The sequence below is a fragment of the Mesotoga infera genome, from assembly GCA_011045915.1.
GTDB lineage: Bacteria > Thermotogota > Thermotogae > Petrotogales > Kosmotogaceae > Mesotoga > Mesotoga infera_D.
Map to the genome: position 1 here is coordinate 1 of DSBT01000111.1, position 4,186 is coordinate 4,186.

Genomic DNA, 4,186 nt, shown 5'->3' on the forward strand with positions numbered 1-4,186 from the left:
CTTTCACTCTTTTCCTATGCATTGAGGAAGAGCCACAATTAGGCAAGAAAGGCAAGATAATCATGATGGATATGCTTGTTGAGGTTCCACCCGCAAGCACCTTCTTTCTAGATGCTCTCTCCGACGGTCTCAATACAGGCATAGGTTTTGTGTGGGGACTTGTAACGGATACCGTTAGTAACATCGGCGGAAACAAGATGATGATAACATCTGATAGCTTCACCACCCACCCGCTTTCATCTTCCCTCTCTGCGAAGATCGCCATGATGATGGCTACCAAGCTTTCTGTGGAAGGCAATGCCTCAGCCGCGGTTTTTGCGGAATCGTCCGCTGTCTTTACGACCTACGTACCTAGTGGTGATGAAGTGACCTATTCACCGCAGGCTCCTGCGCCCATACCAATTGTGGCAGCATCCAACGTCGGTGGAGGAAAAGTCGTGGCGATTTCCATCGCGTATGCATTCACAGGAACCCTAATGGGGATCGTTCCTGGCAACACCGACCTATTCAGGGCAGTGGTCGACTGGTAAATCACCTACTAGAAGCGTAGTTACTCTAGACTCCGGATTTGTCACTTTTCTCAGGCTTGATAATGGTGTACTTATTAAAGAGCCAGACGGTGAGAATTCCACATGCAAGGCCTATAACAGCGCCAGCAACAACATCCGAGATATAGCTGAAATAGACGTATACTTCTGCCAGAGCTATTAGAGAAGAAAGCAGAACTAGCGGGGCCCTGAGCATCTTGACGTTATTCCATAAGACCACAGCGTAGGCAAAAGCGACGGCGACCGGAGAAGAGGGAAAGGAGTAGGTCTCGGGAACTGGAAAAATGATAGTATACCCCTCGATAAATTCGAGCGGTCGCAGCCTCCCGAAAACGGGCTTCAGGACGACGAAGACAATGAGAAGACTTATGCCGAGTCCGAGCGAAGTCATGTAGCCGGCTCTGCGAAACCTCTTATCGAAGAGGAGAAATACCGTAAGAAGAATCCATACCAAGGCCCCCCTCTCGAGAAAAAGCATGAAAGAAAGGAAAAGATCCATGAACTGTCCAGACATAACTGCATTAAGCGAATGCATAACCGAGAGCTCAATCTGATTCAGAACATCCCACATTCCTAAACACCACCGTAATCTCTAAGAAAAGAGGCGGTTCTAGACCGCCTCTCGATAATAACACCGTTTTCTGTAGAACTATCTAAGAATATCCTGAATTGCAGCGATCTCCATGTAAGAAAGACCGGCCTTCTTCGTCAGGTAGTTAAGTGCAACGCTCTTCACGTTGACATCATCGACGGGATTGCCGTCGTTCATTATCACGAAGAGATCTGCGATGATCTTTCTTACTGCATCGTAAGCTGCGGTCCCCGGTACTACATTGTAGTAGTTCTCGTAAGACTTGACATAATCGGCATAAATCTCGTCGGTCTTCGCGTTCGTAATAGCGCCAAGCAGAGCCGATGCGATCCCCGCTCTATCCTTGCCTTCGACACAGTGAATCAAATATGGCGGTTCGTGAGATATCATGAATCTAAGGCCCTCTCCGAGCTTCTTAGCAAAGTCGTCTGCGAGAGGATCGACACCCATGTTCAAATTAATTAGGTTGCCGGCCTCGCCGATTGACTTGTAGTACTCCGAATATTCAAGATTTGCCGTGAGCTCTTCATCTGAATCGGAGAGATTGATGACTGTCTTGATACCCGCCTGCTCGATAAGAGCCGACGCATAAGGAGCCCTAGGATCATCAATTGAAGGATGAGAGCATCTATAAAGCTTAGCTGCAGCGATCTCTCCTAGGGTAATCTCTCTGAAGTTCGCAAAAACCGCGTCGCTCGCGTAATCTTCCCTTACGTCGCTTCTCACAAGATGTCTTATCTCCAGCTCATCCTTGTAAGCCCCCTTTTCGACCAGACCCATGAAAACAGGCCTTCCGACCTCTAGTCCGTAAGTCTGAGCAAAATTACCATAGTTGATAGCGAGAAGAACATGCGTATCGGAGTATCTTACAAGAGGCTGTCCTCTGTCGACATCACCATAAGTTGTTACGAATGGGACCATGATTGTGGTAGTGCCCATTGTTACATAGACCAAGTCTCCTGATTCAATAGCGGCGTAAACAACTGCTTCCATGGGGATATTCGTATGAACGTTACCGTACTTATCAATTTCGGCTACTGCGCCAACTATTCCTGCGAGCATCAAAGCCGACAGAATTACAAATACACCCAGTAAAAACCCTCTTTTAAGCATACAACACCTCCACCTATCCTTTTTAGACGTTAAGGTATTTGCACCACAATTATATCACCGGCCACTTTTAATCTCGAAAAGACGAATTCTCTTTACCGAATTCACTTGATAAACATCTCATAACCGCGCGGCCTCAATACTTATGACAAACATCTTCTGATATACCGTTTATACCACACATAGAGCCGTAGAGGAACGAATGAAGAAGTGTCTCCCAAAGAACCAAGAGAAAGGATGCTGTTAGCAATTACCCTCTGTCAGTCTGCCCGCAAAATTGATAATGAAAGAGAGACTTCATCTACAGGAAAATCTTCACTGCTGCACTTCTTGTCTCTGAATTTTCAAGCGTTCTAATTCTCTCCTTACTTGTGAACAAAAGAGGTAGTAAGTGCAAAGGTACACTTATACAATTTTTCTCTCATTATTTCTAATCATGCTCCAGGATTTGAGTTCGGACGATATTTCGACTTCCCTGACAATGGAAAAACCAAAGGATTCGTAGAAGTTCAGGTTTGAAGGGTTTTGAGTCTCCAGATAACAGGGGAGAGCTCTTGAATCTGCTTCATGCGTAAGAAGTCTCAGAAGCCGCCTGCCGATACCCTTTCCCTGCGAAGCGGGAGAAACCGCAATGAAAATCAGGTGAAGATGGTGATCTTTATGCATTCTTTGTGAACCTTCGAGACTCCCCTGCCGACCTTCATAAGACGATTGAGTGACCTTGCCGGAAATGTAAGCATTTTCAAGGCTCCACTCCTAATCCAGGCTCCAAGGCCGGGATCTTCTTCAGAGTCAATCCATAGAATCATTCCGTTCATATCGGGTGAATCGAAATAGGCATTTCTACTACCCGAATAAGCCTTGAACATGACTCCGTAGATCTTCCTAATGACTTCGCTTCTCTTCTCACTTACTACGTATTTGATCATCGGGTCATCTTCAAATGCTTCGGCCAGAATCTCTACCGCACTTGAGTGTTCTCTTGCAGAAATTCTGATCGGTTCGAACATGCTATCACCCTTTTAGCTTGCCACCGTTCACAGCGAAAGACTTGACCGGCAAAAGATCTATAATTTCAGGCAGCACTCGAGAGCCGCCCAGAAAACCCGTTCTTTGTGGTTTGAGGCCTCGGGATGAAATCTTCTATCCCACTCCTCGCCGCTGACGTCGTCTCCCGAGGACAGCAGCTGCCCAAAGACGACATTTCTGAACTTCGAGACGGCCATAAGGGCCGAAGCCTCCATTTCGACGGTTATACAGCCCCCATCGATTCTCTCCTTGACTATCTTCTTCGTCTCTCTGTAGAAGGCGTCGGTTGTCCATGTCTTTCCCTTGATATATGGAATCGACAAAGCTACCAATGCGTCTTCTATCTTCTCGAGCACCTCTGTATCGACAGCGATTTCGCGGAAAGGCTCCAGGTAATGATACGAGGTTCCCTCATCCCTGATGGCAGATTGAACGACGATAATCTCTCCCCTCGGGATATTCCTCTTCAACACTCCGCATGAGCCGCAGGCTTTTGTCTTCCTAACTCCAAGGACGATGAGCTCCTCATAGAAGCCAGCCGCCGACGGCGCTCCAAGTCCGGGATTCAAGATCGCAACTTTGACCCCTTTGTACTCGATCTCATAGACGGGATACAGCCCGACCTCGCTTCTCCTGTCAACGATCTTTTTCAGAAGACCCTTATTCAAGAGAGTCTCTATCACGCCCTGATAAAAGAGAATCACCGCTCTCTCCGGCATCTCGGAGATCGAAGAGATTACTTTCGTTGGTTCTATTACGGCAGGTCTTTCATAATCATGTTCCAGAATAGGTAAACGCTTCTCCATACAGGCCCCCTTTGCGACAATTCTAGCAGCGAAGAAGAGATCCACAGTCGCCGAATGACCTGACACTTTTGTAACTTGAACCTATATAATTGTAATCAGTA

4 protein-coding genes and 1 pseudogene are annotated in these 4,186 nt (G+C 46.9%); 1 reads left to right on the top strand and 4 read right to left on the bottom strand.

What is annotated here, in order from left to right; genetic code table 11:
- Nucleotides 1–530, top strand: a 530-nt coding sequence (locus ENN47_03855) for a hypothetical protein (protein HDP77315.1), incomplete at its 5' end; no start/stop codon positions are given.
- 25 nt (nt 531–555) lie between these two features.
- Here the strand turns inward: ENN47_03855 and ENN47_03860 are convergent.
- The 4 genes and pseudogenes from ENN47_03860 to ENN47_03875 form a co-directional block, all read right to left on the bottom strand.
- Complete coding sequence (locus ENN47_03860; GenBank protein HDP77316.1) at nt 556–1,119, bottom strand: phosphatase PAP2 family protein; 564 nt, start codon at nt 1,117–1,119, stop codon at nt 556–558.
- Between the two features lie 78 nt (nt 1,120–1,197).
- A complete protein-coding gene (locus ENN47_03865) occupies nt 1,198–2,253 on the bottom strand; it encodes a protein tyrosine phosphatase (protein ID HDP77317.1) in 1,056 nt (351 codons plus the stop codon).
- A 402-nt stretch (nt 2,254–2,655) separates the two neighbouring features.
- Nucleotides 2,656–3,260 (bottom strand): annotated as a pseudogene (locus ENN47_03870) (N-acetyltransferase).
- A gap of 57 nt (nt 3,261–3,317) precedes the next feature.
- Nucleotides 3,318–4,085 carry a phosphorylase gene (locus tag ENN47_03875; protein ID HDP77318.1) on the bottom strand — a complete coding sequence of 256 codons (768 nt, stop codon included), beginning with the start codon at nt 4,083–4,085 and terminating at the stop codon, nt 3,318–3,320.
- Nucleotides 4,086–4,186: the final 101 nt, after the last annotated feature.

Coding starts and splice junctions, on each gene's coding strand:
- ENN47_03860 (HDP77316.1), bottom strand. CDS start 1,119: ATGTGGGATGTTCTGAATCAGATTGAGCTCTCGGTTATGCATTCGCTT.
- ENN47_03875 (HDP77318.1), bottom strand. CDS start 4,085: ATGGAGAAGCGTTTACCTATTCTGGAACATGATTATGAAAGACCTGCC.
- ENN47_03865 (HDP77317.1), bottom strand. CDS start 2,253: ATGCTTAAAAGAGGGTTTTTACTGGGTGTATTTGTAATTCTGTCGGCT.